This window comes from Alphaproteobacteria bacterium (assembly GCA_024244705.1).
Taxonomy (GTDB): domain Bacteria; phylum Pseudomonadota; class Alphaproteobacteria; order JAAEOK01; family JAAEOK01; genus JAAEOK01.
Genome location: JAAEOK010000036.1, coordinates 88,669 through 114,053 on the forward strand (window position 1 = coordinate 88,669; position 25,385 = coordinate 114,053).

22 protein-coding genes are annotated in these 25,385 nt (G+C 64.4%); 19 read left to right on the top strand and 3 right to left on the bottom strand.

The genetic code is table 11. The features are described from left to right. Position 1 precedes the first annotated feature (1 nt). The 8 genes from tolB (at position 2) to thiD (ending at position 9,777) form a co-directional block, all read left to right on the top strand. A complete protein-coding gene (gene tolB / locus GY791_04980) occupies positions 2–1,342 on the top strand; it encodes a Tol-Pal system protein TolB (protein ID MCP4327774.1) in 1,341 nt (446 codons plus the stop codon). A gap of 171 nt (positions 1,343–1,513) precedes the next feature. Next, positions 1,514–2,008, top strand: a complete 495-nt coding sequence (gene pal / locus GY791_04985) for a peptidoglycan-associated lipoprotein Pal (GenBank protein ID MCP4327775.1) — start codon at positions 1,514–1,516, stop codon at positions 2,006–2,008. Positions 2,009–2,138: 130 nt separating this feature from the next. Further along, a complete protein-coding gene (gene ybgF, locus GY791_04990) occupies positions 2,139–3,050 on the top strand; it encodes a tol-pal system protein YbgF (GenBank protein ID MCP4327776.1) in 912 nt (303 codons plus the stop codon). A 66-nt stretch (positions 3,051–3,116) separates the two neighbouring features. Beyond that, the gene (gene tilS / locus GY791_04995) at positions 3,117–4,439 is read left to right on the top strand and encodes a tRNA lysidine(34) synthetase TilS (GenBank protein ID MCP4327777.1); all 1,323 of its coding nucleotides are present in this window, start codon (positions 3,117–3,119) and stop codon (positions 4,437–4,439) included. A gap of 70 nt (positions 4,440–4,509) precedes the next feature. Next, positions 4,510–6,450 (top strand): ATP-dependent metallopeptidase FtsH/Yme1/Tma family protein, encoded by a 1,941-nt coding sequence (locus GY791_05000; protein MCP4327778.1) that lies wholly within the window; start codon positions 4,510–4,512, stop codon positions 6,448–6,450. A gap of 37 nt (positions 6,451–6,487) precedes the next feature. Next, positions 6,488–7,540, top strand: coding sequence for a dihydropteroate synthase (gene folP, locus GY791_05005; GenBank protein MCP4327779.1), 1,053 nt, complete (start codon positions 6,488–6,490; stop codon positions 7,538–7,540). A gap of 83 nt (positions 7,541–7,623) precedes the next feature. Then, positions 7,624–8,979, top strand: coding sequence for a phosphoglucosamine mutase (locus tag GY791_05010; protein MCP4327780.1), 1,356 nt, complete (start codon positions 7,624–7,626; stop codon positions 8,977–8,979). 3 nt (positions 8,980–8,982) lie between these two features. Then, a complete protein-coding gene (gene thiD, locus GY791_05015) occupies positions 8,983–9,777 on the top strand; it encodes a bifunctional hydroxymethylpyrimidine kinase/phosphomethylpyrimidine kinase (GenBank protein MCP4327781.1) in 795 nt (264 codons plus the stop codon). A gap of 50 nt (positions 9,778–9,827) precedes the next feature. Here thiD and GY791_05020 read toward each other — a convergent pair whose 3' ends face one another. Continuing rightward, the gene (locus tag GY791_05020) at positions 9,828–11,210 is read right to left on the bottom strand and encodes a PLP-dependent aminotransferase family protein (GenBank protein MCP4327782.1); all 1,383 of its coding nucleotides are present in this window, start codon (positions 11,208–11,210) and stop codon (positions 9,828–9,830) included. Between the two features lie 189 nt (positions 11,211–11,399). Here GY791_05020 and GY791_05025 point away from each other — a divergent pair, with 189 nt between their 5' ends. From GY791_05025 to GY791_05075, 11 genes are all read left to right on the top strand, one after another. Continuing rightward, positions 11,400–12,200 carry a PhzF family phenazine biosynthesis protein gene (locus GY791_05025; GenBank protein ID MCP4327783.1) on the top strand — a complete coding sequence of 267 codons (801 nt, stop codon included), beginning with the start codon at positions 11,400–11,402 and terminating at the stop codon, positions 12,198–12,200. Next, positions 12,197–13,108, top strand: coding sequence for a DMT family transporter (locus GY791_05030; GenBank protein ID MCP4327784.1), 912 nt, complete (start codon positions 12,197–12,199; stop codon positions 13,106–13,108). Before GY791_05025 ends, GY791_05030 begins: the two co-directional genes overlap by 4 nt. 33 nt (positions 13,109–13,141) lie before the next feature. Continuing rightward, on the top strand, positions 13,142–14,104 hold the full coding sequence (locus tag GY791_05035; protein MCP4327785.1) for a threonine dehydratase: 963 nt from the start codon (positions 13,142–13,144) through the stop codon (positions 14,102–14,104). Between the two features lie 91 nt (positions 14,105–14,195). Beyond that, positions 14,196–14,906 carry an alanyl-tRNA editing protein gene (locus GY791_05040; protein ID MCP4327786.1) on the top strand — a complete coding sequence of 237 codons (711 nt, stop codon included), beginning with the start codon at positions 14,196–14,198 and terminating at the stop codon, positions 14,904–14,906. Positions 14,907–14,994: 88 nt separating this feature from the next. Next, positions 14,995–15,504, top strand: a complete 510-nt coding sequence (locus GY791_05045) for a PaaI family thioesterase (GenBank protein ID MCP4327787.1) — start codon at positions 14,995–14,997, stop codon at positions 15,502–15,504. Position 15,505: 1 nt separating this feature from the next. Beyond that, positions 15,506–16,003 carry a GNAT family N-acetyltransferase gene (locus GY791_05050; protein ID MCP4327788.1) on the top strand — a complete coding sequence of 166 codons (498 nt, stop codon included), beginning with the start codon at positions 15,506–15,508 and terminating at the stop codon, positions 16,001–16,003. A 188-nt stretch (positions 16,004–16,191) separates the two neighbouring features. Further along, positions 16,192–18,003 carry an SLC13 family permease gene (locus GY791_05055; protein MCP4327789.1) on the top strand — a complete coding sequence of 604 codons (1,812 nt, stop codon included), beginning with the start codon at positions 16,192–16,194 and terminating at the stop codon, positions 18,001–18,003. A gap of 149 nt (positions 18,004–18,152) precedes the next feature. Then, positions 18,153–19,316 (top strand): phosphoserine transaminase, encoded by a 1,164-nt coding sequence (locus GY791_05060; GenBank protein MCP4327790.1) that lies wholly within the window; start codon positions 18,153–18,155, stop codon positions 19,314–19,316. 5 nt (positions 19,317–19,321) lie between these two features. Continuing rightward, positions 19,322–20,899: a phosphoglycerate dehydrogenase gene (locus GY791_05065; protein MCP4327791.1), complete on the top strand. Its 1,578-nt coding sequence runs from the start codon at positions 19,322–19,324 to the stop codon at positions 20,897–20,899. An 88-nt stretch (positions 20,900–20,987) separates the two neighbouring features. Beyond that, complete coding sequence (locus GY791_05070; GenBank protein MCP4327792.1) at positions 20,988–22,154, top strand: ATP phosphoribosyltransferase regulatory subunit; 1,167 nt, start codon at positions 20,988–20,990, stop codon at positions 22,152–22,154. 6 nt (positions 22,155–22,160) lie between these two features. Further along, on the top strand, positions 22,161–23,453 hold the full coding sequence (locus GY791_05075; GenBank protein ID MCP4327793.1) for an adenylosuccinate synthase: 1,293 nt from the start codon (positions 22,161–22,163) through the stop codon (positions 23,451–23,453). Here GY791_05075 and GY791_05080 read toward each other — a convergent pair. Continuing rightward, positions 23,450–24,112, bottom strand: coding sequence for a sulfotransferase (locus GY791_05080; GenBank protein MCP4327794.1), 663 nt, complete (start codon positions 24,110–24,112; stop codon positions 23,450–23,452). The genes GY791_05075 and GY791_05080 overlap by 4 nt on opposite strands. A 311-nt stretch (positions 24,113–24,423) precedes the next feature. After that, entirely contained in the window at positions 24,424–25,305 is an 882-nt protein-coding gene (rpoH, locus tag GY791_05085) for an RNA polymerase sigma factor RpoH (protein ID MCP4327795.1), read from the bottom strand. Positions 25,306–25,385: the final 80 nt, after the last annotated feature.

The following is a 25,385-nucleotide window of genomic DNA, read 5'->3' on the forward strand; positions in this document are numbered from 1 at the left end:
GATGAAAATGGCCGTGCCCTCCTCACGATGGTTGGCGGTTCTTGCCGCCTTGTTGTTCTTAATCCTGCCGCAGGACGGGCGGGCCGAGCTGCGCATCGACATAACCCGCGGCAATGTCGAGCCGCTGCCGATTGCCATCGTCGCGTTTCACGGCGATGTCGAGGAAGCGGCCCGCATCGGCGCAGACATCTCATCGGTCATATCCAGCGACTTGGAGCGATCGGGCCTATTCAGGATGTTGCCCGAATCGGCGTTCATTCAGAAAATCGTATCGGCCTCGGTGCAGCCGCGTTTCGCCGACTGGCGGCTGATCAACGCCCAGGCCCTGGTGTCCGGAGGCGTGCGGCTTTTGGTCGACGGCCGCCTGCGCGTCGAGTTTCGTCTGTGGGACGTGTTCGCCGGACAGCAACTGGTCGGCAAGGCGTTCGAGACGCCGCCCGAAAACTGGCGCCGGGTGTCGCACATCATCGCCGACGAAATCTATCAGCGCCTGACCGGGGAGGAAGGGTATTTCGACACCCGCATCGTCTATGTCGCGGAATCGGGACCCCAGGACGCGCGCGTCAAAAAGCTGGCCATCATGGACCAAGACGGCGCCAACCACCGCTACCTGACGAACGGCCGCAATCTCGTCCTGACGCCGCGTTTTTCGCCGACGACCCAAGAAATCACCTATATGTCGTATATCAACAACCGGCCTCGGGTGTACCTGTTCAATATCGACACCGGCCAGCAAGAGGTGCTCGGCGATTTTCCCGGCATGACGTTCGCGCCGCGCTTTTCGCCCGACGGCAATCGGGTCATCATGAGCATGGCAAGCGGCGGCAACAGCGAGATCTACACGATGGATCTGCGCACCCGCCAGGTGCGGCGTTTGACCAACAACCCGGCGATCGACACCTCGCCGTCCTATTCGCCCGACGGATCCCAGGTCACCTTCAACTCGGACCGCGGCGGCAGCCCGCAGATTTATATAATGGATCGCGACGGCAACAACGTGAAACGGATCAGCTTCGGCAAGGGCCAATACTTGACACCGGTGTGGTCGCCGCGCGGCGATCTGATCGCATTCACGAAGCTTCAGCAGGGCCGATTCTTTATCGGAATCATCCGGCCCGACGGCACCGGGGAACGGCTGTTGGCCGAAGATTTCCTCGTTGAATCACCGACTTGGGCGCCCAATGGGCGGGTTTTGATGTTTTTTCGACAGCAACCTTCGAACAGCGACGGCGGCGGTGGCGGCAGCAGGCTCTATTCCATCGATTTGACGGGATATAACGAGCGCGTGGCGGAGACCCCGCTCGACGCTTCCGACCCGGCATGGTCGCCCTTGATTCCGTGACTCGGCCAATCTATAGTTCCCAGGCGTTAGCTATTGGAATATATGGCATTTTTACACACTCCGAATCACGGGACCCGGGAATCGGTTTGTGACCATACGAGGCGGCGGTGGTCATGCTCGTAAATGTTCAAGCCGCTTGATTTCATGCCTTCGACTGGAAAGGGGCCACCCATGCGCTTTAAGGAACTGATCAGTGTTTTCGCAGTTGTCCTTCTGTTGACCGCCTGTGCCAGCGACGATGAAATGGCAGACCCCGACGTGGTTTCCACCGAATCGGGTTCATCCGGCTCCGGATCGACCTCGGCCTCCGATCTCACGGCCCAGGAGCAACTCGAGCAAATCGGCGACCGGGTCTTCTTCGAATTCAATCGTTACAACCTGACCCCACAAGCCCAGCAGGCGATTCAGGGTTGGGCGAAGTGGATGCAGGGAAATCCTGCCGTTACGGTGGTTGTCGAAGGTCACGCCGACGAGCGCGGAACGCGCGAGTACAATTTGGCGCTGGGCGAACGCCGCGCCGACAGCGCGCGCAACTATCTTGTCGCCCTGGGCGTCCAGCCCGGCCGCATATCGGTCGTCAGCTATGGCAAGGAACGCCCGGCGGTGGTCGGATCGAACGACTACGCCTGGGCCCAGAACCGGCGGGCGGTCATCGTCGTACAATAGCGCGAATGCGGGGCCTGCCAAACCGGCCCTGAGAGCGATGGCGGGCTATCCGGTGGCGGTTATCCCGGTTTTCCGTGCGCCTTAGTTTTGCCGAAAAAATTGCGCACGCTGGTGTCTGTCGAATGGCGGCATGGAAAGACCCGGAGGCGAAGATAAAGCGATGATTGGATTGTCGGCGCGCCGCAATGTGGCCGCAGCGGTGTTGGCCGTGGCGGCGTGCCTTGTTACCGGTCCGCTGTCCGCCCAGACCGGTCAGCCCCTGTCGCCGGCCGCCGCGGCTCAGTTTGAAATCAGGCTTCAGCAGCTCGAACAGGAAGTCCGTGCGCTCACCGGCATGATCGAGGAGTTGAGCTTCAATGTGCGCCGCTTGGAGGGACAGTTCGAACGGAACCAGGCCGATCTCGAAATGCGCTTACAGCCGGGGACGGGTGGAAGCTCGAACGAAAACCTCGCTGCCGACGCGGCGCTGCCGGCGCCCACCGCGCGGGCGGTGATCCCCGAACCGTCCGCGGCCCCGCCCCAGATCGTCACGCCGCAAGGTGTGACCTTGGGCGCTGCCCCGAACAATCCCGCCAACTCGACCACGGTAACGGCCGCGCCGACGCTGACGGTGACCCCGCCGGCCAGCGGCGGAAGCGCCACCGTCCTTCCGCAAGGAGCGCCGGCGGAAGACTACAACAACGCCTATGCCTTGCTCCAACAAGCCGATTATGGCGGTGCCGAGCGCGCCTTCGGATCTTTTCTCGCCACATACCCAAGCGATCCATTGGCGGGAAATGCCCAATATTGGCTGGCCGAGACCTTTTATGTTCGTGAGAATTACCATCAGGCCGCGGTCCAATTCGCGGAGGGGTACAAGAATTACCCGACCGGGCCCAAGGCGGCGGCGAATCTCCTCAAACTCGGCATGTCTCTCGGCCGCCTCGGCAAGAACAGGGAGGCCTGCGCGTCGCTTGACGAACTCGACCGCCGTTTTCCCGATGCCCCGGGCAATGTCCAGCAGTATGCGAGGACCGAGCGGCAACGGCTCGGTTGCGGCTGATTGGAACCCCGGCGGGGACCGCGCAAACCAGACCACGGGCTGTCGTCGACGAAGTTCGGCCGCTTGATGGCGGCGGTCGGGCCGTTCGAGCCCAGGCCGCGGCTCGCGGTGGCGGTTTCGGGGGGCGTTGACAGCGTCGCGCTTTGTTTGCTGGCCGACCAATGGGCGCGGCGGCGCGGCGGCGGTGTTGTCGCCCTCACCGTTGACCATCGTCTCAGGCCCGAATCCCTTGGCGAGGCAAGACAGGTCGGGGCTTGGTTGTCGCCGCGGGGAATCCCCCACAAGATCCTGTCCTGGACATCCGATAGCCCGGGCTCGGGAATTCAGGCGGCGGCGCGTTCGGCGCGTTATCGTCTGCTCTCGGAATGGTGCGCGCGCAACGGCGTGTTTCACCTGTTGCTTGCCCACCACCTCGAAGACCAAGCCGAAACTTTCTTGATGCGGTTGGCGCGCGGTAGCGGCGTCGACGGACTGGCGGCGATGGCGCCGGTTTCGGCGCTGCCGCACACGCGGCTCTTGAGGCCGCTTCTCGGGGTGACGAAATCCGACCTCATGGCTGTGCTGCAAGACCGCAGTCAGGATTGGATCGAGGATCCGTCGAACCAGGATCATAGTTATCACCGCGTGCGCGTCCGCGCCGAGCGGGATCGCCTCGATGGGCTTGGCATGACCGCACGAAGATTGGCCGAGACCTGCCGGCGGATGGCCGATGCCCGGGCATTGCTGGAGGAGCTGACGACCTCCCTCATGGCCCGCGCAATCTCGATTCACGCGGCCGGCTACGCGAACCTCGACCGAGGCGTATTCACCGCTGCACCGAGCGAAATCGGACGCCGCGCACTGGTCCGGACCCTGACGACGATCGGCGCCACGTCGTACGGGCCGCGAGCGGACAACGTATCGGCGCTCTATCACGATCTGGCCATGGGCCGGGTCGGGCGTCCCCGAACCCTTGGCGGGTGCCGGTTGGTGCCAACCCGTTCAAGCCTTCTGATTTGCCGCGAGCCGGCCGCGGCGAAGGAAGAAATCGAGCTTGGCGGGCGCGGCGAGGTGGTCTGGGACCGGCGCTATCGCTTGAAATTGACCCCCGATCTCGGCACCCGGGTCCGGGGTACCAAGCTGCGGCGGTTGGGCGTCAAGGGGTGGACGCAGGCCGTCGCTGATCGGCCCGATTTGCGCCCCAACGCGATCCCCAATCCTGCAATTCCGTCGTTGCCGGCGATATTCGACGCGGGGGGCGTTGTCGCGGTGCCCCACCTCGGTTATGGACGGCACGGGTCGGAACTTGGTAAGCTCTTGTTAAGCAAGATCGATTACGAGCCTATGAGGCCGTTATCGGCGGCCCGATTTTCGGTTGCGCTTTGGGGAGAACGCCCCATTTCTAGTTAACCGGCCACCCGGGTCCTGTGGAAAGGGACGGGGTCTGTAGCCGTGCCTGACCAAGCGAGGGATTGAATAGGTGAACAATTTCGGCAAGAACCTTGCGCTGTGGCTGGTTATCGGCCTTCTTCTGATTGCCTTGTTCAATCTATTCCAAGGCTCGACCAGCCGGCAGACGCCGACCCAGTTGGCCTATTCCGATTTCCTCGCCGAGGTCGACAAGCGCCAGGTCAAGGAGGTCACGCTGCAGGGCGACATGCTCACCGGCACACTGACCGACGGCAGTGATTTCAAGACCTACACGCCCAACGATCCCAACCTGGTCGAGAAACTGGAAGGGTCCGGTGTCCGCATCACGGTCTCGCCGGAAGATGACGGCATGCATCCGTTGCTCGGCGTGCTGGTTTCCTGGTTCCCGATGCTGCTGCTCATCGGTGTGTGGATTTTCTTCATGCGCCAGATGCAGTCCGGCGGCGGCCGCGCGATGGGGTTCGGCAAGTCGCGCGCCCGGCTGCTGACCGAAAAGGTCGGCCGGATCACGTTCGCCGACGTGGCCGGCATCGACGAAGCGAAACAGGAAGTCGAAGAGATCGTCGAGTTCCTGCGCGATCCGCAAAAATTCCAACGCCTCGGCGGCCAGATCCCGAAGGGGGTCTTGTTGGTCGGCCCTCCGGGCACCGGCAAGACGCTGCTTGCGCGAGCCATCGCCGGCGAGGCGAATGTTCCGTTCTTCACCATTTCGGGGTCCGATTTCGTCGAGATGTTCGTCGGCGTCGGCGCCAGCCGCGTCCGCGACATGTTCGAGCAAGGCAAGAAGAACGCGCCCTGCATCATCTTCATCGATGAGATCGACGCTGTCGGCCGCCACCGTGGCGCCGGCCTCGGCGGCGGCAACGACGAGCGCGAGCAAACCCTGAACCAGCTGCTGGTCGAGATGGACGGGTTCGAGGCCAATGAGGGGGTGATCCTGATCGCCGCCACCAACCGGCCCGATGTGCTCGATCCCGCGCTGCTGCGGCCGGGTCGCTTCGACCGTCAGGTCGTGGTGCCCAACCCGGATGTGCTCGGCCGCGAGAAGATCCTCAAGGTTCACCTGAAAAAGGTCGAGGTCGGGCCCAATGTCGACCCTAAGATCATCGCCCGCGGCACGCCCGGATTCTCGGGCGCCGATCTGGCCAACCTGGTCAATGAAGCGGCTTTGCTCGCGGCCCGCAAGAGCAAGCGCATGGTGACCATGGATGAGATGGAAGAGGCCAAGGACAAGGTGCTGATGGGTGCCGAACGCCGCTCCATGGTCATGACCGAACATGAGAAGGAAATGACCGCGTACCACGAGGCCGGTCATGCCCTGGTCGCGGTATACACGCCGAGCCACGATCCGCTACACAAGGTGACGATCATTCCGCGCGGACGGGCGCTTGGCGTCACCATGTCGCTGCCGGAGCGGGACAAGTACGCGCTGTCGAAGCGCGAGCTCGAGGCCAAGATCGCCATGGCATTTGGCGGCCGGGTCGCCGAAGAGTTGATCTACGGTCCCGAGAACATCACGACCGGTGCCGGCAACGATATTCAGCAGGCGACCGGATTGGCGCGCCGCATGGTAACCGAATGGGGCATGAGCGAGATCCTCGGGCCGCTGCGCTATAGCGATAACGAGGAGGAAATCTTCCTCGGCCATTCGGTGACGCAACGCAAGAACGTGTCCGATGCCACGGCCAAGATTATCGATGAAGAGGTGCGGCGTCTGATCGAGGAGGGCGAGGCGCATGCGCGCAAGGTGCTCGGCGATCACATGGACGATCTCCACCTCGTGGCCAAGGGCCTGTTGGAATACGAGACCCTGAGCGCCGACGACATCAAGGCGCTGATGAAGGGCGAGCCGGTCCAGCGGCCGGACGCGGACGACGATCAGCCACGGACAAGCGGCAAGCGTGCGTCGGTGCCGACGACCGGTGCCAAGCGTAATCCGGGGTCCGAAGACGCCGGCGGCATGGAGCCGGAGCCGCAGCCCGGAACCTGACGCAGACCCCATCTGCTCACCTTCACGACGGCCCGCGATGGCGGATCGCATCTATCTGGAACCGATTGGACTGGTTGATCCGAGCGTGACGGGCTTGGCGGGAGAGCCGTTTCTGGGCGGCCCGCGGCGCTTCATCGCCTGCCGCCAATTCCGGCGCGGCGAGGACGGCGCCGTCGTCGAAAGTGTTTTTCCGATCTCCGATATAGCCGCCGCGGAAGAGGCCGATAGAGACCTTCGCCCGCTTCTCGATCGCTTGGTCGCCGTGCGGCCGCCTTTTGCCGATGTGCCGCTGGATCGCCCCGTCCTCATGGGCGTGTTGAACGTTACACCCGACAGTTTTTCCGACGGCGGCGATAATTGGGATTTCGAGCGCGCGATCGAGGCCGGTTTGGCCATGGTCGAGGCGGGCGCCGGCATCATCGATGTTGGCGGCGAATCGACCCGGCCCGGCGCGCGGGAAATCGACCCGGCGGAAGAAATCGAGCGCACCGAAGCCGTGGTACGGGCCCTGGCCGACGCCGGCGCGACGGTGTCGATCGATACCCGCCATGCCGCCGTCATGGCGGCCGCCCTTTCCGCCGGGGCGCGGATCATCAATGACGTCTCCGCCCTGACTCAGGATCGGGACAGCCTGGCGCTGGCGGCGGACAGCGACGCCGGCGTGATCCTGATGCATATGCGTGGCACCCCCGCGACCATGCAGAACAATCCCGCCTACGCCTGTGCGCCGCTCGACGTCTATGACGCGCTGGCCGGTCGCGTCGCGGCATGTCTCGAGGCCGGGATCCCGAGGACGCGCCTCGCCGTCGATCCCGGTATCGGCTTCGGCAAGACCATGCAGCACAATCTGGAGATTCTTCGCCATATCGGCTTGTTCCACGGCCTCGGCTGCCCGATCGCGCTAGGCGTCTCGCGCAAGTTGAAGATCGGACCGGCGAACAGTGGCATAGCGCCGAAATCCCGCGGCTCCGGGACGCTGGCCGCGGTGCTCGCGGCGGCCGATCTCGGCGTCCAGATTCTTCGCGTTCACGATGTTGGCGAGACGATCCAGGCGTTGGAAATTCAGGCCGCCATCGCCACCACGGCGTAAAGCCGGCCGAGAAGCGACGCTGGAAATTGAAAAGTAACGAATCTTTGGTATAAGACATTGTTTCTCTAACTTGATTCAGAAGAATGAGCCGTAAACTGTTCGGCACGGATGGTATCCGCGCCGCCGCCAATACCGAGCCGATGACCGCGGCGACGATGCTGCGCCTTGCCATGGCGGCGGGGCGTTATTTTCGCCGCGGCGACCATCGGCACCGCGTCGTCATCGGCAAGGACACGCGGCTTTCGGGTTATATGATCGAACCGGCATTGACTTCGGGGTTCGTCGCCATGGGCATGGATGTCGTCCTCGTCGGTCCCATGCCGACGCCGGCGGTGGCGATGCTGACCCGGTCGCTGCGCGCGGATTTGGGCGTCGTGATCTCCGCCTCGCACAATCCCTACCAGGACAATGGGATCAAGCTTTTCGGGCCCGATGGTTTCAAGCTTTCGGATTCGGTGGAAATCGAAATCGAGCGTCTGATGGACAACGGCGTCGACGAGGACGCCGCGGTCGCCAAAGACCTCGGTCGCGCCCGCCGTCTCGACGATGCGCCGGGACGCTATATCGAGTTCGTCAAGAATACATTCCCCCGCGAACTTCGCCTCGATGGCCTCAAGATCGTCATCGATTGCGCCAACGGCGCGGCCTATCGGGTGGCGCCGACCGTCCTCTGGGAACTGGGCGCCGATGTCATTCCCATGGCGGTGTCTCCGGATGGGCTCAATATCAACGATCGCTGCGGGGCAACCGACACCACGCACCTGCGGGAGCAGGTCATTACCCATGGCGCCGATCTCGGCATCGCACTCGATGGCGACGCCGACCGCCTGGCGTTGGTCGATGAGCATGGCGCGCCCATAAACGGCGATCAGATGATGGCCCTGATCGCCCGCTATTGGCAGCAGATGGAACGCATACGGGGCGGTGGCTTGGTCGCCACTGTGATGTCGAACCTCGGTCTCGAACGCTTCCTGCAAGGCTTGGGGCTGCGGCTCGAACGCACCCAGGTCGGCGACCGGTACGTGGTCGAGCATATGCGCGCCGGGGGCTACAACATCGGCGGCGAACAATCCGGCCACCTCATCCTCAGCGACTACGCGACGACCGGGGACGGGCTGATCGCCGCGCTGCAGGTCCTGGCCGTTCTGGTCAAAGGGGAAAACCCGGTCAGTGATGTCGCGCATGTCTTCGATCCGTTGCCGCAGTTCCTGCGCAGTGTTCCGGATGCCGGTCGGGACTCGCTCGCCGACAGCCGAGTGAAGGATCGGATCGCGGCGGCGACGGCGCAGCTTGGCGACCGCGGCCGGCTTGTCGTTCGCCAATCGGGCACCGAACCCATCATCCGCGTGATGGCGGAAGGTGAGGACGCGGAGATCGTGACCGGCGTGATCGACGATATCGCGAACGCCATCGCCGAAGCCGCGATAAGCACTCGTTAGGTTGTGGACGGGCGGGTTCTTATAATCGCCGGGTCCGATTCCGGCGGCGGTGCCGGAATCCAGGCCGACATAAAAACCGTCACCGCGCTGGGCGGCTATGCGGCGACCGCGATCACCGCCCTGACCGCACAGAACACCTTGGGCGTCTTCGGCGTCCACGCGGTGCCGCCCGCCTTCATTGCCAAGCAGATGGAGTTGGTGCTCGAGGACATCGGCGCCGACGCGATCAAGACCGGGATGCTGCATAGCAGCGAGGTGATCGAGGCGGTAGCCGACGTAATCGACGCATCCAACTCAGCGGTGCCGCGCGTCGTCGACCCGGTGATGGTCGCCAAGGGTGGCGCGCCGCTGCTCGAGCCGTCGGCGGTGGCGGCTCTCACGACCCGGCTGATTCCGGAGGCCGCGATCATCACGCCCAATCTTCCGGAAGCGGGGGTGTTGCTCGGCCGTACGATCGAAACCGTCGACGTGTTGCCGACGGCGGCCGAGGATCTCCTGGCGCTCGGGCCACGGGCCGTGCTGCTCAAGGGCGGACATCTTGCCGGCGACCGTATTGTCGACGTGCTGGCCACTGCGGATGGGATCGAGAGGTTCGAGGGACCGCGCATCGACACCCGGCATACCCACGGCACCGGTTGCACGTTGGCGTCGGCCATAGCCACCGGTCTGGCCCAGGCGCTGGACCTGCGGGACTCGGTAATACGCGCGCGGGCCTATGTCGCCGAGGCGATCCGCAACGCGCCCGGTTACGGTGGCGGGCACGGTCCCCTCGATCACGGCCACACGGTCAAGGCGTAGTCAGCGCCGGTTCGTTCCGGCCGCGAGGCGTCGCCGAAATCTCAGTATCGCTACACGATCGAGCGCTCCGCCGGAGGCCCGGACCCGAGCAATTCGGCGAGCCGTCGCAGGCCGGTTTCGAGCGCGGCGCGCGTCGCCGGTGGGCCGAGGCAAATACGGATGGCCTGATTTTCGTCGGGCCGGCCGACCCGAAACGCCGCGTCGGGGGCGACCGCGACACCGTGGCGCCGTGCCGCGGCAGTGAATTCGATCGCGTTCCAGCCACCGGGCAGGGTGAGCCAAAGGTGCAGGGCACCGGCCTCGGCGGCGACCCGATAATCGGCCAGGAGCTTGCGTCCCAGGTCTAGTCGCGCCGCCGCTTCCTGGCGCAATCCAGCCAATATGCGCGCCGCCGTACCGTCGCCGATCCAGCGCGAGGCGATCTCCGCCGGCAGCGGCGCGGCCATCCAGCAGGTCGCACGGATGGCCGATGCGACGTTGTCGCGCAGCCGCGCCGGGGCGACGACATAGCCGGTCCGTAGTCCGGCGGCGACCGTTTTCGAAACACTGGTGACATAGATCACCTGGTCTGGCGCCAAACTGGCGAGCGGCGGCGGCCCATCGGGGTGGAAATAGGCGAATAGATCGTCCTCGATGACGACAACGCCGTGACGCGCGGCGATCTCGACAACGGCCGCCCGGCGCTCCGCCGGCAGGACCGTAGTGGTCGGGTTCTGCAGGGTCGGAATGCAATACAGCGCTTTGATGCCGCTGCGACAGGCCTCCTCGACCGCTTCGGGGATCATGCCGTTCGCATCGAGCGCGATCGGCTCCACCTTGTGCCCGAGCATCCGCGCCGAGGCCAGAAAACCGGGATGGGTAAACGCCTCGGCGGCAATGCGGTCGCCGGCCGGCACGGCGGCGGCAAGGGCCACGGTGATGCCATGCTGCCCCCCCGAGGTGATTGCCACTTGCTCGGCGCCGACATGCAGGCCGCTGCGGGCAATCCACCGCGCGCCGGCGGCGCGATGCTCGTCGCGGCCGAGATGGGGTTGATAATCGAGCACCGACGCGACCTTGGGATCGGCGGCAAGCGCGCGGAGGACGGCGGCGACATCGCCGCCGTCGGGTCCCTTGGGCGGGTAGTTGAGGCTGAGATCGACAATGCTGTGTTCTTGTGCCGCGGTCTGCGGCGCCAGGTCTTCGGGCCGCGGCCCGCGAACGAAGGTACCGCGGCCGATCTCGCCGACGGTCAGACCGCGGCGCTCGAGTTCGGCGTAGGCGCGGGTCACCGTGCCGACCGTCACGCCGACCCGCCACGCCAGGTCGCGATGCGTCGGCAAGCGTTCACCGGGGGTCAGGGCGCCGGCGCCGATCTTGGCGGCAATCACGTCGGCGATCGCGAGATAGCGCGGGCCTAGGCTTCCGGCGATATCTTTTGGAAAGATTGTCATGGGTACAATTATTACATTGACTTGGAAATCTCGCCGATTTAGGTGAGATTATCGATACAATTTCGCCTGCATGGCTGAGATTTACGACAATTTGCCGGTCATTCGAAAATTGTCTCGGCTTGAGCGGCCCGGTCGGTGGAACATGGCGGCTATCGGGATAGCGGAATTCACCCTGCGAGGAGGTCCAGCATGAGAATCCCCATCTATCAGGTCGACGCGTTCTCGGCCGCGGTCTTCGGCGGGAACCCGGCCGCGATCTGTCCCCTGGATCGTTGGCTGCCCGACGAGGTGATGCAGTCGATCGCCGCCGAGAACAATTTGTCCGAGACGGCGTTCATCGTGCGCCGCAACGAGGGCGACTCCGTCGCCTTCGATTTGCGCTGGTTCACGCCGGCGATCGAGGTCGACCTCTGCGGCCATGCGACCTTGGGCGCCGCGCACATCGTGTTCGACAGGATCGATCCGGACGCCGAAGCGATCGAATTCTTCACCCGCAGCGGGCCCCTTTCGGTGACCCGCGAAAATGGACTGCTGGCGATGGATCTTCCGTCGTCGCCGCCGATTCCGGACTCGGACCTCGGCGACGTTGCGGGCGCTCTCGGTGCCGCTCCGCGTGAGGTTCTGAACGCCATGTACGGCTTGGCGATCTTCGATGATGCCGACGACATTCGCGCACTGACGCCCGATATCGACCGCATCGCGGCCTTGAATTGCGAAGCGATTATCGCGTCGGCGCCCGGCGATCCGGGCTCGGGCGTCGATTTCGTATCGCGTTTCTTCGCGCCCAAGGCGGGCATTCCGGAGGACCCGGTGACCGGATCGGCGCATTGCGTCTTGACGCCCTACTGGTCCGCTCGATTGGGCAAAAAAGACCTGGTCGCCAAGCAGATTTCTCGCCGCGGCGGCGAAGTTCATTGTCGCGACCTCGGCCCGCGGGTACGTATTGCCGGGACCGTATCGCCTTACCTCGACGGGATGTTGAATTTGTGACCAGCGTGTCGAGTCTTGCCGCGCCGCCCCGCGCCCTGGTCCTCGGCGCGGTTTTTCTGACGCTGATTCTGTGGAGCGGCACGGCGATCGCCAACAAGCTTGCGGTCGGGCACATGGATGCGATGACCGCCGGCGTGTTGCGCTCGTTGTTGGCCGGCATCATCGCCGGCGCCATCGCCTGCGTCGTTCGGCTGCCATTGCCGGCGAACCGGAACCAGTGGGTTCTGCTGGTGGTCTCGGGCGTCGCCAGCTTTGCTGCGTGGCCGATGCTGCTGAGCCTCGGTCTCGGCGCGACCTCGGCCAACCGGGCCGGCCTGATCATGGCCATGTTGCCGGTCTTTACCGGACTGATCGCCGCGTTGTTCGATTGGCGTCCGCCGTCGGTGACGTGGTGGGTCGGTGTGTTCATAGCCGGCGTCGGCACGGTGATTCTGATCACCCACCAGGACACCGGCCAGGTGCTCGATAGCGAGGGCACTCTGGGCGGCGACCTGCTGATTCTCGGCGGCGTGATCATCTGTGCGCTGGGCTACGTCGCGGGCGGACGCCTGTCGCCGATCCTGGGCACATGGGCGACCACGTTCTGGGGGCTTGCGCTGGCGACGGCGATCACCATCCCGACTTTAATTTTGCTGGCGCCGCGTACGGATTGGTCGGCGGTCGGTACCCATGGCTGGATGGCGATCGCCTATCTCACACTGATGTCCTCGATCGTCGGTTATTCGTTATGGTTCTGGGCCCTCGGGCGCGGCGGCATCGCCCGCATCGGGTCGTTCCAATTCGCCCAGCCGGTCCTTACCATGGGCTTCGCGGTGCCGATATTGGGCGAACGACTCACCTGGACATTGGTCATTTCGGGCATCGTGATCCTGGCCGGGGTCGCGATCGCGCAACGGCAACCCCGTTGAGGCGGGGCCGCACCGGCGAGGAGGATTCGAGCGATGGAACATAGCCTGGCGGAACTGGAAAGTGCGGCCGATCTGGTTCACCGCTTCGTTCAGCCGTCGGCGCAAATCGAGTGGCCGCTGCTGTCGGCGCGGGCCGGGGCCGAAGTCTGGGTCAAACACGAAAATCACAACCCGACGGGCGCTTTCAAGATTCGCGGCGGGCTCGTCTACATGGACGATGTTCGTCGTAATCGGCCCTCGGTTAAGGGGGTGATTTCGGCGACCACCGGCAATCACGGTCAAAGCGTTGCCCTGGCCGCGGCGCGGGTCGGACTGACCGCGACCATCGTCGCACCGCTCGGCAACAGCCCGGAAAAGAACGCCGCGATGCGCGGCTACGGCGCCGAGTTGATCGAACACGGGCACGACTTTCAGGTCGCCTACGAATATGCCCAGGAGCTGGCGTCGGAGCGCGGGTACCATTTCGTCGATTCCTTCAATCCGCTCCTGGTGCGCGGGGTGGCGACCTATAGCCTGGAGTTCCTTCGCGCCGCCCCCGACCTCGACACGGTCTATGTGCCGATCGGCATGGGGTCGGGGATTTGCGGCATGATCGCGGCGCGCGATGCGCTGGATTCGAAGACCCAAATCGTCGGCGTCGTCGCCGATCGCGCACCGATGTACGCGCTCTCTTTCGAGCAAGGCAAACCGGTCGCGACCAACAGCTGCGACACGATGGCGCTCGGCATGGCGTGCCGGGTTCCGGTCGATGCCGTCGTCGACATCCTCCTGCGCCGCGCCGACCGTATCGTGCGTGTCACCGAGGACGAGATCGGCGCCGCCATGCGCCACTATTTCACCGACACCCACAATGTCGCCGAGGGCGCCGGGGCCGGCGCCCTGGCGGCGCTGTTGGTGGAGCAAGAGCGGATGCGGGGCCGGAAGGTCGGCCTCGTCCTTTCCGGCGGCAATATCGACCGCGATCAATATGCGGAAATCTTGGGCGCCGCCGCCTGACCCTCGATTCGCGCAGGAGGGGTCTGCGGCAGCAGCGGTGCCTTATTATTCTCCGGCATGATATGCAGGAGTCCGGAGCGAGGAGAACGCCATGACGGAAGAGCTTTTTCGCGAGGATGCATACGCCAGAACGTGCGACGCGACTGTCACCGCGGCCGACGCTGCCGGAATACGGCTCGACCGAACCGTCTTCTATCCGATGGGCGGCGGGCAGCCGGGCGACGTCGGCGTGCTGCGCCTTCCCGACGGGCGCGAGATCGCGATCACCGATACGCGCAAGGGCGAGGGGACCGGCGATATCGTTCACGTCCCGACGGCGGGCGCTACCCTGCCGGCTCCGGGCGATGCGGTGGTTGCCGAGATCGATTGGGACCGCCGCTATCGGCTGATGCGGATGCACACTTGTTTGCACCTGTTGTGCGCGATCATCGAGGGCGACGTCACCGGCGGTCAGATTGGCGACGGCAAGGGACGGCTCGATTTCAACCTGCCCGACACCAGCCTCGACAAGGAGGCAATTGCCGTCGCGCTCAGCCGCTTGATCGAGGAGAATCATGGCGCCGAGGTGCGCTGGATCAGCGACGAAGATTTGGCCGCGCGGCCGGAACTGGTGCGCACCATGTCGGTGAAACCACCGAGCGGTCGCGGCAGGGTTCGGCTTCTCGATATCGGCGGGGTCGACCTGCAGCCTTGCGGCGGCACCCACGTACGGTCGACCGGAGAGATCGGTCCGGTCCGGATCGGCAAGATCGAGAACAAAGGGCGGCAGAACCGGCGCGTCAATGTCCTGTTCGCGGAATAGGGGTCGCCGCGCGACGCCGGCATCGGTCGCATTGAACGCGGGAGCCGGTCGCAATCGGCGCGCATCCCGGCCCGAAAGGCACGATTGAATGGGTGGCGAGGAACAGATCTATCGGGTCGCCTGGGTGCCGCATGAGGTGAACCAGGATGCCTACGCGTCGCTCAGCGGACTGGACGTCCTACGGAAGGTCGTCGATGGGTCGCTGCCCCACGTGCCCTATGCCGCCATCATCGGAATCCGTCTCGTCGAAGTCGAGTCGGGATACGCCGTCTTCGCCACCGAGCCCGCGGAGCACCTCTACAATCCCTTGGGGACCGTTCACGGTGGCGTCGCCGCGAGCTTGATCGACAGCGCGACGGGCTGCGCCGTTTACGCGACACTCGGCGCCCAAGACAAATGGACAACCCTGGAGCTCAAGGTCAATTACGTGCGCGCGATGACGGAAGCGGTCGGCGAGGTGCGGTGCACGGGCACGATCATTCACGCCGGCGGCAGCATCGTCACCGCGGAGGCCCGGGTGACCGACCGTGAAGGCCGGCTCTACGCTCACGGAAATTCGACCATTCTGGTCAAACGCGCGGCGAATGGAAATCGCTGACATGAGCCGTCGAAAACCAATCGATGTGCCCGATGACATCGGGATTTGCACGGCCCGCACAGGCACGGAAATATCCGAAATCCGATCGCTCTTTCTCGAATACGCCGAGTCGCTCAATTTCGACCTTTGCTTCCAGGGCTTCGACGAGGAAGTGGCGACATTGCCGGGACGCTACGCGGCACCCGATGGGGAACTGTTCCTCGCCACCGTCGATCGAGCCTATGCCGGCTGTATCGGCGCCCGCCCGATCGGCGACGGTATTTGCGAGATGAAGCGCCTCTACGTCCGCCCCGCCTATCGCGGCGTTGGCCTCGGCCGGATCTTGGCCTGCCGCATCATCGACTGGGCGCGACGCGCCGGCTACCAGGCGATGCGGCTGGATACCGTCGACACCATGGTCGCCGCCAAGGCGCTCTACCGCGACCTCGGCTTTCACCCGGTCGCCGCCTATTACGACAATCCGGCCGATCAACTGGAATATTACGAGCTCCGGTTTTAGGCGCCGAGTTCTGATATAAATAGCTGAAATATAAAAGGAAATTGCCTATTTCCTCGAGCCCGGCACGGGTTCGGGCAATACTCAGCGCGCACGTCCTGTGATAGACTCGCCGCGGATGCGGGCCTGCGCCCATCCAACCCATACGGGGGACAAGAGACGCCATGGCGGTCGTCGATCCGACCTTTCACATGTGGGTGACCCTGGCCATCATCGTGCTGGCAATGGTGATGTACGGGCTCGAAAAGACCCCGCTCGATCTGACCTCGCTGGCCATCATTTGTGTCCTGATGGCATTTTTTCACTTCTTTCCCATGGTCGGTCCGGACGGCGTCAACCGCCTCCGGCCGGAACGGCTCCTCGAAGGGTTCGCCAATCCGGCGCTGCTGTCGGTGCTCGGCCTGCTCGTCATGGGGCAAGGCATCGTGCGGACCGGCGCGCTCGATCAGGTCGGCCGGGCGGTCTACAACACGACCCGCGGGCATCCGTTGGCGGCAACCGGGTTGGCCCTTGTCGTCGTGGTCGTGGTCAGCGCATTTCTCAACAACATCCCGGTCGTCGTGATCTTCATTCCGATCATGCAGGCCTTGGCCGACCAGCTCGGCCGTACGGCGAGCCGGCTGATGATCCCGCTGAGCTACGCCGCCATCCTCGGCGGCATGACCACCTTGATCGGCTCGAGCACCAACTTGCTGGTGTCGAGCGCCTTGATCGAGATCGGCGAGGAGCCGTTCGGTTTTTTCGATTTCACGATTCCCGGCATCCTCATGGCGATCGGCGGTTTGGTCTATATTCTGCTCGTCGCGCCGCGGCTGCTGCCCGACCGGCAGGCCTTCACGCGGGTGCTTGTCGACGACGCCGGCAAACAATTCATCGCCCAGATCGTCGTCGCGCCGGATTCCAGGTTGGCCGGCGAAAAGGCGGTCGGCGGCTTCTTCCCCCGGCTCAAGGGTATGACGGTTCGTCTCGTCCAGCGCGGCGAACACGCGTTCCTGCCGCCGTTCGAGGACTTCTCCTTGATTCCCGGCGATGTGGTGGTGATCGCCGCGACACGAAAGGTGTTGACCGAAGCGATTCAGGACTATGGCGGCGAATCGATGGCCGACGACGTCGCGCCGAGTCCGGAGAAAGGCGGTCGCCGCGTTACCGAGCAGGTCCTGGCCGAGGCCATGGTAGCACCCAGTTCGCGCATGATCGGCCAGAATCTCGAATTGATCGGGTTTCGTTACCGGTATCACTGTCTGGTCCTCGGCATTCAGCGCCATGCCCGGATGATTCGGGCGCGCATGACGGAAATTCGCCTGGAGGCCGGCGACGTGTTGTTGATCCAGGGTCATCCCGACGACGTCGCCGCCCTGCGTGCGAACCGCGACATGGTGCTCCTCGAATGGTCGGCCAAGGATATGCCGTCGCCGGCCCATGCCCGCCGCGCCGGACTTATTTTCGCGGTGACGATTGGCCTCGCCGCCTTCGGCATATTGCCGATCGTCATTTCGGCGCTCGGCGGTGCCGCGGCGATGGTCGCGACGGGATGCCTCAATATGCGCCAGGCGATCCGCGCCATCGATTCGTCGATCGTGTTCATGATCGGTGCGGCACTCGCCATGGGGACCAGCCTGCAAGCGACGGGTGGAGCCGACTATATCGCCATGCTGCTCATCGACGGCTTCGGCGATTCGGGACCGGTGGTCGTCCTGTCCGCCTTCTTTCTGACCGTCGCGATCCTGTCGAACATCATCAGCACCAAGGCTTGTGCGGTGCTGTTCACGCCGATCGCGATCGGCATCGCCCACGGCTTGGGCGCCAACCCCGTGGCCTTCGCGGTCGCCGTTGTCTTCGCCTCCAATTGCTCGTTCGCCTCGCCGGTCGGCTATCAAACCAACCTGCTGGTGATGGGTCCCGGGCATTACCGTTTTTACGATTTCGTTCGTGCCGGGGCGCCGATGATCATTTTCGCGTGGATCATCTTTACGATCGTCGTGCCGTGGTACTACGGCGTCTGACGGCGGGCATCGATTTTTGCATTGCAGCATCGAATTCGGACCGAGCTTGCGGGATTAACCATATTGACGCCGTTCAGATTGACGCGGTGCAACACGCGCCGTAAACTTCGCCCGCCAAACCGTGAGCCGCTCCCTGGACCCGTCATTCCATGAAACCTTCGGTCAAACCGGGCGATCCCAGATTTTCATCGGGGCCCTGCGCCAAGCGCCCGGGATGGTCCCTCGATGCCTTGCGCGGCGCGGTCGTGGGCCGCTCCCATCGTGCCGCCGCGGGCAAGGCCAAATTGGCGGAGGTGATCGAGCGCAGCCGTGACATTCTCGGACTGCCGGCGGATTACCGGCTCGGCATCGTGCCGGCGTCGGACACCGGCGCCATCGAGATGACGCTGTGGTCGCTGCTCGGCCCGCGCGGTGTCGACATGCTGGCGTGGGAGAGTTTCGGCAAGACATGGGTGTCCGACGTGCGTTCGCAGCTCCGGCTCGACGACGTCAGGGTGTTCGAGGCCGATTACGGCGACCTCCCCGATCTCGACGCCGTCGATTGCGATCGCGACGTGGTGTTCACCTGGAACGGGACCACATCGGGGGTTTGCGTGCCTGACGGCGGGTGGATCGATCCCAATCGTGCCGGACTGACGATCTGCGACGCGACGTCCGCGGTTTTCGCCATGGATTTGCCCTGGCAGCGGCTCGATGCGGCGACGTTTTCGTGGCAGAAGGTTCTTGGCGGCGAAGCGGCGCACGGCATGATCGTGCTCGGCCCCCGCGCCATCGAGCGGCTCCAGTCCCACGTGCCGCCGTGGCCGCTACCGAAAATCTTTCGGCTGACCAAGGATGGTGCCCTGATCGAGGGCATCTTCCAGGGAGAGACAATCAACACGCCGTCGATGCTGTGCGTCGAGGACCTGATCGATGCCCTGAAATGGGCGGAGTCGATCGGCGGCCTTCCGGCCCTGGTTGAACGCGCCCGCGCGAACTTGGCCGCCGTCGCGGCCTGGGTCGGCGATACACATTGGTGTGATTTTCTGGCCCGCGTGGCGGCGACCCGCTCCTGCACCTCGATCTGTCTGCGCTTTTCCGATGCGGCGCAATGCGGCAACGGCGCCGCGGCGCAGAAGGCTGTGGCGAAGGGTATTTGCGCGCTGTTGGAACGGCACGGTGCCGCCTATGATGTCAACGCCTATCGGGACGCGCCCGCCGGTTTCCGGCTGTGGGGCGGGGCGACGGTCGAGACCGCCGACCTCGAAGCCGTTTTGCCGTGGCTCGATTGGGCTTATGGCGAGGTCGCCGCGACGTCGCCGCAACCCGCGTGATCGCCATGGCCAAGGTTCTCATCGCCGACAAACTCAGCCAGCGGGCAATCGACAGTTTCGCCACCGGTGGCGTTGAAGCCGATGTGATGACCGGCCTCGATCCGGATGCGCTGAAGGCGGTAATCGGCGACTATGACGGCCTGGTCATCCGCTCCGCCACGAAGGTGACGGCGGACGTCCTGGAAGCCGGACGAAATCTCAAGGTTGTCGGCCGCGCCGGGATTGGTGTCGACAACGTCGATCTGGCGGCGGCGACCGAGCGCGGCATCGTCGTCATGAACACGCCGTTCGGCAATACGATCACGACGGCCGAACACGCGATTGCTTTGATGCTGTCATTGGCGCGCAGCATCCCGCAGGCGAATCAATCGACTCACCAAGGCAAGTGGGAAAAATCTCGCTTCGTCGGCGTCGAAGTCACCGGCAAGACCCTTGGCGTCATCGGCTGCGGAAATATCGGGTCGATCGTGGCCGACCGCGCCCGCGGCCTGAAGATGAGGGTGCTGGCTTACGACCCGTTTCTGTCCCCGGCGCGGGCCACCGACCTCGGCGTGCAGCGGGTGGAGCTCGACGAACTCTATGCCAAGGCGGATTTCATCACCCTGCACGCGCCCGAGACCGACCAAACCCGTCATATGATCAATGCCGCCGCGATCGCCAAGATGCAGCGCGGGGTCCGCCTGATCAATTGCGCGCGGGGCGGTTTGGTGGTTGAAGCGGATCTCAAGGCGGCGCTTGAAAGCGGCCACGTCGCGGGCGCCGCGCTCGACGTCTTCGAGCACGAGCCGGCGACCGAGAATGGGCTGTTTGGCATGGACAATGTGGTGGTTACGCCACATCTCGGCGCTTCCACCGAAGAGGCGCAGGAGAATGTCGCGACGCAGATCGCGAAGCAGGTGACCGATTTTCTACTCCGCGGCGCCGTCGTCAACGCGCTGAACATGCCGTCGGTCAGCACCGAGGAGGCGCCGCGGATGCGCCCCTACGTCAAACTCGCCGATCAGCTCGGCAGCTTCGCCGGGCAGATCACCCGGCACGGCGTCAGGGGCATCACGATCGAGTATTCGGGACAGGTCGCAGCGCTCAACACACGGCCGCTGACGGCGGTCGTGCTGGAAGGGTTTCTGCGCCCGCTGTTGGATTCGGTGAACATGGTCAACGCACCCATCCTGGCGCGACAGCGTAATATCGAAGTAGTCGAAAAGAAGCGCGATCGGGCCGACGACTATCTGACCCTGATCCGCCTGACGGTCGATACCGAAATGCGGGAACGCACGGTCGCCGGGACCTTGATCGGCGGCGACAAGCCCCGCGTCGTCGATGTCGAGGGCATCTCCGTTGAGGCCAACCTCGGGAGCAACATGCTGTTCGTGCGCAACCGCGACGAGCCCGGATTTATCGGCGCCCTCGGCCAGACCCTTGGCGACGCCAACATCAATATCGGCACGTTCCATCTTGGCCGTTCCGACAAAGGCGGCGATGCAATCGCCTTCGTCGAGGTCGATCAGGCCATACCCCAGGCCACCCTCGATGCGGTCAACAGGATTCCCCATGTCATCCGGGCGCACGTGCTCTCGTTCTGATTCTTGACCGATCGTCGGGGTTTCCATTAGGCAAAGCATTTGCGCCGGCCGGGTAAAATCTCTACATCCTAGCTCGGAAGGACGCGCCATGACCGATCGATCCGAGATGGCTCTGTTGCCGGCGGGCTTGGCCGACAAATTGCCGCCCGCGGCCGCCCACGAGGCGGTGCTTATCGATTCGCTGATCGCATGCTTCGGCGCCCACGGCTATCAGCGGGTGAGCCCGCCATTGGTCGAGTTCGAGGAAAACCTGCTGCGCGACGCCGACGCCGATATGGCCGCCGACACGTTCCGCATCATGGATCCGGTCTCGCAGCGCATGATGGGGCTGCGCTCCGACATGACCATGCAGGTGGCGCGAATCGCGGCCAGCCGGCTCCGCTTGCAGCCGCGCCCGCTGCGCCTCTGTTATGCCGGTGACGTGCTGCGCGTTCGCGGCACGCAGCTCAGGCCGGAGCGGCAATTCGCCCAGGTCGGAGCGGAGCTCATCGGTGCCGCGGGCGAGGCGGCGGACGTCAGGGCCGATGTCGAGATGATCACGTTGGCCGCCGAAGGCTTGGCCGCTCTGGGTATCGATCGCATCAGTATCGATGTCGGGTCGCCGTCGCTGCTGCGGTCGGTCTTTCACGCCTTCGATCTCGATCCGGAGGAGCTGTCGCGGATCCGCGACGCGCTCGACCACAAGGACGTTGCCGCCGTTTCGGCGCATGCGAACAGCGCCGCGCCGCTGTTGTCCCGGTTGTTGGATGCGGCCGGACCCGCCCAAGCCGCGCTCGAGGCGCTGGCGGCGATCGATCTGCCCGACGCGGCACGGCGCGACGCCGATCGGCTGGCCGAGGTCGTCGGTCTCGTCGCCGCGCGGTCGCCGGATCTCACGCTGACCGTGGACCCGGTCGAAAACCGCGGCTTCGAATACCACACCGCGTCGTCGTTCACGATCTTCGCCGCCGGCGTCCGCGGCGAGTTGGGGCGCGGCGGACGCTACGTCGCCGGTCACGACCGCATGGGCGACGAGCCAGGGACAGGATTCTCGCTGTTCATGGACTCGGTGATGCGCGCGCGTCCGGAGACCGCCGCGCCGGGCGGCGTTTTTCTGCCGGTCGGGACGACCAGTGAAGACGCCCGCCGGCTAAGGGCCGAAGGCTGGATCACGGTCGCCGGGCTCGACGCCGAGGTCGAACCGGTCGCCGAGGCGCGCCGTCTCGGCTGCAGCCATGTCTTCCAAGGCAATGCCGCGGTTTCGGTGGAAGGGTAGCGGACAATGGCGAACGTGGTCGTGGTCGGCTCCCAGTGGGGCGACGAGGGAAAAGGCAAGATCGTCGACTGGCTCTCGGAGCGCGCTGAAGTCGTGGTCCGCTTCCAGGGTGGCCACAATGCCGGCCATACCCTGGTCATTAACGGTCAGACCTACAAGCTCAGCCTGTTGCCGTCGGGGGTCGTGCGGCCCGGTAAGCTGTCGATCATCGGCAACGGCGTGGTGGTCGATCCCTGGGCGCTGCTCGGCGAGATCGAAACCTTGCGGGGGCAGGGCGTCGAGATCTCACCGGACAATCTGAAGGTCGCCGAAAACGCCCCGCTGATCCTGCCGCTTCATGTCCGCATCGACAAAGCTCGCGAGGAGGCACGCGGCAGCGAGCGGATCGGCACCACCGGCCGCGGTATCGGGCCCGCCTATGAGGATAAGGTGGCGCGCCGGGCGATTCGAATTTGCGACCTCGGCTACCCCGAAACCCTCGGCCGTAAGGTCGATGCCTTGATCGCCCATCACAACGCGTTCCTGCGCGGTATCGGGCAGGATGAAATCGAGCGCGGGCCACTAATCGAAGCTCTCACGGAGGTCGCGCCGCAATTGCTGCCCTTCGCCGATTGCGTTTGGCAGCGGCTCGATCGCTGGCGCTCGGAGGGACGGCGCATTCTTTTCGAGGGCGCGCAGGGCGCGCTGCTCGATGTCGATCACGGAACCTATCCCTTCGTGACCTCGTCGAACACGGTCGCCGGCCTGGCCGCGGTCGGGAGCGGCATGGGCCCGGGATCCCTCGGCTACGTGCTCGGCATCACCAAGGCCTATACGACGCGGGTCGGCAGCGGGCCGTTTCCGACCGAGTTGGAGGACGAGATTGGCCGGACGTTGGGTGAACGCGGGCGCGAATTCGGCACCGTCACCGGCCGCCAGCGCCGCTGCGGCTGGTTCGACGCCGTCCTGGTTCGGCAATCGGCGAAGATCGGCGGCATCAACGGCATCGCGTTGACCAAGCTCGACGTCCTCGACGGGTTTGCCAACATCAAGGTTTGCGTCGCCTATCGCCATCGCGGCGAAACCCTGCATCACATGCCCGCCGCCGGCGCGGTCCAGGGAGACCTGGAACCGGTCTACGAGGAAATGGAGGGCTGGCGGGAAAGCACGCGGGGCGCGCGGTCATGGGCCGATCTGCCGGCGACGGCGATCAAATACATTCGCCGCATCGAGGAGTTGATCGAAGCTCCGGTGGCGCTGCTGTCGACTAGTCCCGAACGCGACGATACGATCCTGGTTCGCGACCCGTTTGCTAATTAATCCGCGCCCGCTTCGAGCGCGACCTCGGTCATCTCCAACCATCGCGCCGTATCGGCGTTGTCGAACATTTCGTGCGCCGACACGACGTTGGCGCGGTGGCTCTCGGCCAATCGTGCCAGATAGTCCGGCGGAATGGGGTCGCCGCGGCTCACATTGTTGCGGCCGCGGTAGACCTCTTCGGCCGGCAGGTGGGGAACGGCGAGAAAATCGAGAATATTGTTGAGAAACAGATCCGGATCGCGAACCAGTTCGTCATAGAACGAGACATAGATCTGCGCCGACCCGAACCTTGCCCGCCACCGGTCGAGGATCGCAGCATAGTTGGTCCGGCGCTGCGCCTCGGGTCCGAACAGGTATTCCGAAATCAAATGCGGCGGCATCTTGTCGATCGAGCCATAGCGTTCGAGAAGGTAGCGGCGGTTGATCAGCGACCACGACTGCTCGATCGGATTGCGCAGGATGTAGATGAGCTTTAGGCCCGGAATCAGCGCCCGAATATGGTCGATTTCCGCTTCATCGAGCGTGGCATAGGCCGGGGTGATCTCGCCGATCGGGCCATCATGATCGGCCGGGAAGAGGCTTCGATACCATCGCTCGCTGCGGGGCAGCGCGATGAAGCGGGCGATCCAGGCGGCGTGATTCGGCGCCTCGCCGGACATCGCCTTTTTTGATTTCCTTGACCAGGCGGCGGCGATCTGCAAACGGAAAATTGGGGCTCAACAGTTGGCGCGCGACCGGCAGGCGTGGCGCGTTGAAATAGTGGAGTTCCTTCACCGGCGGCACCCACACGCCGGGATGCCGAAGCAGATTGAGAGACAACCAGGTCGTTCCGGCGCGGCTGGTGCCGATGCAAAGAAAAGTCGGAAACACCGGCGCACTTTCGATCGCTGCTTTCGGCCTGTCAATGGGCGGTGGTATTGGCGCCGGCTTGGGGCGGGCGGGTGCTTCGACAAGCCCCCCGAAAATCGGATCAGGCGTTGACCCGTTGCTCGATGGTCAGGTTCTTCATCGCCTTCTGTAGTTTCTCGAAGGCGCGGACCTCGATCTGCCGGACGCGCTCCCGCGAGATGCCATAGACCTTGCTCAAATCCTCGAGGGTCGTCGGGTTGTCCTTGAGACGGCGCTCGGTGAGGATGTGCCGTTCGCGCTCATTGAGGGTGCTCATCGACTTGCTCAGCATCTGGCGGCGGTTGTCCAATTCCTCGCTGTCGGCGAGCCGCGTTTCGGCGTCCTGCTCGTCGTCGACAAGCCAATCGATCCACTCACCGTCGCCGTCCTCGCGCAGCGGCGCGTTGAGCGAGTTATCCTGGGCCGCCAATCGCCGGTTCATCGATACGACTTCGGCCTCCGACACGTTCAGCCGATCGGCGATCTCGGTGACGTGTTCGGCGGTCAGGTCGCCCTCTTCATAGGCCTTCAATTGGCCTTTGACCTTGCGCAGGTTGAAAAACAGCTTCTTCTGGGCGGCGGTGGTGCCGATCTTGACCAGCGACCAGGAGTGCAGGATGTATTCCTGGATCGACGCCCGGATCCACCACATCGCATAGGTTGCGAGGCGGAACCCGCGGTCCGGCTCGAAGCGCTTGACCGCCTGCATCAGGCCGACATTGCCTTCGGATATGATCTCGTTGATCGGCAGGCCGTAGCCGCGATAGCCCATCGCGATCTTTGCGACCAGGCGCAAATGGCTGGTCACCAACTGGTGCGCGGCATCGCTGTCGTCATGTTCGCGCCACCGTTTGGCGAGCATGTATTCCTGCTCTTGCTCCAGCATCGGAAACTTCCGAATCTCCTGGAGGTAGCGGGTCAGATTGCTTTCGGCTGTCAGTGTTGGCACTCGAGGAGTCGCCATCATATTCTCCTTGGATCATCGCGGCCCGAATGGCACCGCAGGGCCTGATAACACGCTCACGATACGAGCCAGTCTATCAG

Excerpts from the sequence above, each read along its gene's own strand:
- ybgF (MCP4327776.1), top strand. The coding sequence starts at position 2,139 with ATGGAAAGACCCGGAGGCGAAGATAAAGCGATGATTGGATTGTCGGCG.
- GY791_05010 (MCP4327780.1), top strand. The coding sequence starts at position 7,624 with ATGAGCCGTAAACTGTTCGGCACGGATGGTATCCGCGCCGCCGCCAAT.
- pal (MCP4327775.1), top strand. The coding sequence starts at position 1,514 with ATGCGCTTTAAGGAACTGATCAGTGTTTTCGCAGTTGTCCTTCTGTTG.
- GY791_05040 (MCP4327786.1), top strand. The coding sequence starts at position 14,196 with ATGACGGAAGAGCTTTTTCGCGAGGATGCATACGCCAGAACGTGCGAC.
- tilS (MCP4327777.1), top strand. The coding sequence starts at position 3,117 with ATGGCGGCGGTCGGGCCGTTCGAGCCCAGGCCGCGGCTCGCGGTGGCG.
- GY791_05035 (MCP4327785.1), top strand. The coding sequence starts at position 13,142 with ATGGAACATAGCCTGGCGGAACTGGAAAGTGCGGCCGATCTGGTTCAC.
- GY791_05050 (MCP4327788.1), top strand. The coding sequence starts at position 15,506 with ATGAGCCGTCGAAAACCAATCGATGTGCCCGATGACATCGGGATTTGC.
- GY791_05060 (MCP4327790.1), top strand. The coding sequence starts at position 18,153 with ATGAAACCTTCGGTCAAACCGGGCGATCCCAGATTTTCATCGGGGCCC.
- rpoH (MCP4327795.1), bottom strand. The coding sequence starts at position 25,305 with ATGGCGACTCCTCGAGTGCCAACACTGACAGCCGAAAGCAATCTGACC.
- GY791_05025 (MCP4327783.1), top strand. The coding sequence starts at position 11,400 with ATGAGAATCCCCATCTATCAGGTCGACGCGTTCTCGGCCGCGGTCTTC.
- GY791_05020 (MCP4327782.1), bottom strand. The coding sequence starts at position 11,210 with ATGACAATCTTTCCAAAAGATATCGCCGGAAGCCTAGGCCCGCGCTAT.
- GY791_05075 (MCP4327793.1), top strand. The coding sequence starts at position 22,161 with ATGGCGAACGTGGTCGTGGTCGGCTCCCAGTGGGGCGACGAGGGAAAA.
- GY791_05070 (MCP4327792.1), top strand. The coding sequence starts at position 20,988 with ATGACCGATCGATCCGAGATGGCTCTGTTGCCGGCGGGCTTGGCCGAC.
- GY791_05065 (MCP4327791.1), top strand. The coding sequence starts at position 19,322 with ATGGCCAAGGTTCTCATCGCCGACAAACTCAGCCAGCGGGCAATCGAC.
- tolB (MCP4327774.1), top strand. The coding sequence starts at position 2 with ATGAAAATGGCCGTGCCCTCCTCACGATGGTTGGCGGTTCTTGCCGCC.
- GY791_05055 (MCP4327789.1), top strand. The coding sequence starts at position 16,192 with ATGTGGGTGACCCTGGCCATCATCGTGCTGGCAATGGTGATGTACGGG.
- GY791_05080 (MCP4327794.1), bottom strand. The coding sequence starts at position 24,112 with ATGTCCGGCGAGGCGCCGAATCACGCCGCCTGGATCGCCCGCTTCATC.
- folP (MCP4327779.1), top strand. The coding sequence starts at position 6,488 with ATGGCGGATCGCATCTATCTGGAACCGATTGGACTGGTTGATCCGAGC.
- GY791_05045 (MCP4327787.1), top strand. The coding sequence starts at position 14,995 with ATGGGTGGCGAGGAACAGATCTATCGGGTCGCCTGGGTGCCGCATGAG.